This window comes from Enterobacter cloacae complex sp. SYL003 (assembly GCF_049236925.1).
In the GTDB taxonomy this organism is placed as follows: Bacteria; Pseudomonadota; Gammaproteobacteria; order Enterobacterales; family Enterobacteriaceae; genus Enterobacter; species Enterobacter intestinihominis.
This window is the reverse complement of record NZ_JBMKJK010000050.1, coordinates 1-2,783: the sequence shown is the minus strand read 5'-3', so window position 1 is coordinate 2,783 and position 2,783 is coordinate 1. Positions and strand designations below refer to the sequence as shown.

The 2,783-nt window shown below is 46.7% G+C and carries 4 protein-coding genes; 2 read left to right on the top strand and 2 right to left on the bottom strand.

The features are described 5' to 3' along the window. Nucleotides 1-153: 153 nt before the first annotated feature. Nucleotides 154-321: a hypothetical protein gene (locus ACOT1A_RS24450; protein ID WP_001572379.1), complete on the top strand. Its 168-nt coding sequence runs from the start codon at nucleotides 154-156 to the stop codon at nucleotides 319-321. Nucleotides 322-414: 93 nt separating this feature from the next. Here ACOT1A_RS24450 and rcnR read toward each other — a convergent pair whose 3' ends face one another. Beyond that, complete coding sequence (gene rcnR, locus ACOT1A_RS24445; RefSeq protein WP_000019951.1) at nucleotides 415-687, bottom strand: Ni(II)/Co(II)-binding transcriptional repressor RcnR; 273 nt, start codon at nucleotides 685-687, stop codon at nucleotides 415-417. A gap of 182 nt (nucleotides 688-869) precedes the next feature. Here rcnR and ACOT1A_RS24440 point away from each other — a divergent pair, with 182 nt between their 5' ends. After that, complete coding sequence (locus tag ACOT1A_RS24440; protein ID WP_001572377.1) at nucleotides 870-1,985, top strand: nickel/cobalt efflux protein RcnA; 1,116 nt, start codon at nucleotides 870-872, stop codon at nucleotides 1,983-1,985. A 257-nt stretch (nucleotides 1,986-2,242) separates the two neighbouring features. Here ACOT1A_RS24440 and ACOT1A_RS24435 read toward each other — a convergent pair whose 3' ends face one another. Beyond that, nucleotides 2,243-2,677, bottom strand: coding sequence for a hypothetical protein (locus tag ACOT1A_RS24435; RefSeq protein WP_000723070.1), 435 nt, complete (start codon nucleotides 2,675-2,677; stop codon nucleotides 2,243-2,245). Nucleotides 2,678-2,783: the final 106 nt, after the last annotated feature.

The window sequence follows — 2,783 nt, the reverse complement described above, 5'->3', positions numbered from 1 at the left end:
TGTACACAGACATTAAAGTTGTCTCCTTTAACATGAAAAAGACTTTAAAGTTGTCTACTTCTTCAGATAGACCTACTTAACAGGATACTAAGTAGGTCATCTCCTTTCTCGCGTAGCATCTCTCGACGTTCACAGCAGAGGACACGTTTCAAAATGTCATCCAAAATTTTTTTCCATTATCTGACGTTGGGTGATTTTGATGGTCAGCGAGTAGAGGCTTTAACAATGTGGGTTGCCCTGAGCAAAGTAAGGGAAGTAGATGTACCAGAAATGTACGCGTTGCCTTGCATGAAGGGGGGCATCTTAAAGCTCATTGATTAAACAAACTCACTATGCCGCTACAAACAGCCCAAAACCGTCACTTGATAACGTGTTATTTAGATAAATTAATGCTCAGGGCTTTTAGCCAAACTGTCACTTGATGTAAGAATCCAGAACCTTCAGCACAACGTCCAGGTCTTCTTCTCGTTTCTGTTCTTCACTTTCATGAACAATATGTTCAGTCAAATGTCCTTTAATCACTTCACGCAATAAACCATTCACGGCACCACGTATGGCGGCTATTTGTTGCAGTACAGCGGCACATTCGTGAGGTTCATCAAGCATTTTTTTCAGCGCAGCAACCTGCCCCTGGATCTTGCTTGTACGTGCTTTCAGTTTTTGTTTATCGCGGATGGTATGTGACATGTGGGCTCTCACTCTCCTGGATATTTTATGTAACTATACCAGCGTTATTCTACTGGGGGGTAGTATAATTTACTGGGGGGTAGTATAATTTACTGGGGGGGAGTATAATTTACTGGGGGGTAGTATAATTTACTGGGGGGGAGTAGAATCCGGCCTACACTTAATAACCAAGAATGATTCTCATGAACGAATTTACGACACTTCTTCAGCAAGGCAACGCATGGTTTTTCATCCCCAGCGCCATTCTGCTTGGCGCGCTTCATGGACTGGAGCCCGGGCACTCCAAAACAATGATGGCAGCATTCATCATTGCTATAAAAGGCACCGTACGTCAGGCCGTGATGCTGGGTGTCGCGGCAACATTGTCGCACACTGCAGTCGTATGGCTGATTGCTTTTGGAGGGATGTATATCAGTAATAAATTTACCGCAGAATCAGCCGAACCCTGGCTACAGATGGTCTCTTCAGTGATCATCCTTGGTACGGCTTTTTGGATGTTCTGGCGAACCTGGAGCGGTGAGAAAAACTGGCTGGAGGGAATGCAGGAGAATGAACATCATCACCATGACGAAACAAGGTTGATCGATACTGGCCATGGAAAAGTTGAACTGTCCATTTTTGAAGAAGGACAACTTCCCCACTGGCGGCTACGCACTCTTAGTGGCCAAAGATGGGCTTCTGAAGATATCTCATTAACCACACTTCGGGAAAACAGTACGATCTCTCAGACTTTTGAATTTGTTGATCATGGTGATTATCTGGAGTCAACATCTCCCATCCCTGAGCCTCACAGTTTCAACGTACGTCTGTCTCTGGGACATCGTGGTCATGTCCATGACTATGATGTGGCGTTCGCTGAACACGACCATGACCATGACCACTCTGAGCTTGATGGGCTGGATGTGAATTCGAAAGAGTATCAGGACGCTCACGAACTGGCTCATGCCAATGACATAAAACGCCGCTTCGACGGGAAAGAAGTAACCAACGGGCAAATCCTGATATTTGGACTGACAGGAGGGCTTATCCCTTGCCCGGCAGCTATAACTGTATTGTTGATCTGCCTTCAGCTTAAAGCGCTTACGCTGGGTGCCACACTGGTTGTTTGTTTCAGTATCGGCCTGGCATTGACCCTCGTAACGGTTGGAGTGGGTGCGGCGATCAGCGTTCGTCAGGTCGCCAAACGCTGGAGTGGCTTCAATACCATCGCCAGAAGAGCCCCCTATATTTCAAGCGCCCTGATTGCTGCTGTTGGGATTTACATGGGTATACATGGCTGGAATGGGCTGGTGCATTAACACCGGTACTGATGACACACACTCTGGGTACTTACAAAGTACATCCTAAGCGCCACCGTTGAGGTTATGAGCAGAAAAACCCGGAATATAAAGCTGCTCTTTCCGGGACTTGTTGCTGAGGCAGGGATTAAGTAACTGATTAAATCCATTCCCATAAGACTCAATGATAAATGAAAGAATAAAAAAAACGCTCCCGGACGGGAGCGTAAGCCAGTGACTTCGGCGTCAAATGAGGGTCTAACAAGTGGAGCTGCGGGTTAATTCTGGGTGATCTGGCTGCGATGCTTTTCAGCCTGCTGCTGATGAATAACGGAAGACTGACCATTATTCGCCTTCTCGTGCACAACAGCGGCTTTTTCATGCTCGTTCATTTCTGAAAATGACGTTGCTGATTCGTTGGTGGCCCCTGGTTTGCCTTTCATCATTTTTTTATGCATCTCCGCCATGTCCTGGTGGGCAGAAGCGTTGCCGTTTTGCATCATTTCATGGGACATTGCAGCCTGATCGTGTCCGCTCATATCCATCATTGTCATACTGTCTCCCTGAACAGCGCTTTTTTCAGAGGTTGACTGCATCTGATGGGCGGGTGCCTGGGCATTATTTACCTGGTCATGCATGTTCATTGTCTCTGCAGCCATGGCGGATGAAGCGACAGCCATAATGGCAACAAATGATACAAGGATCTTTTTCATGGTTGGGTCTCCGGTGTTTTCATACCCAAACAATCAACGGCTTATAACAGAGAAAGCATTTGATCTCAGGGCGGGTTATTCATCACTCCAGGAACCAGGCGATTGC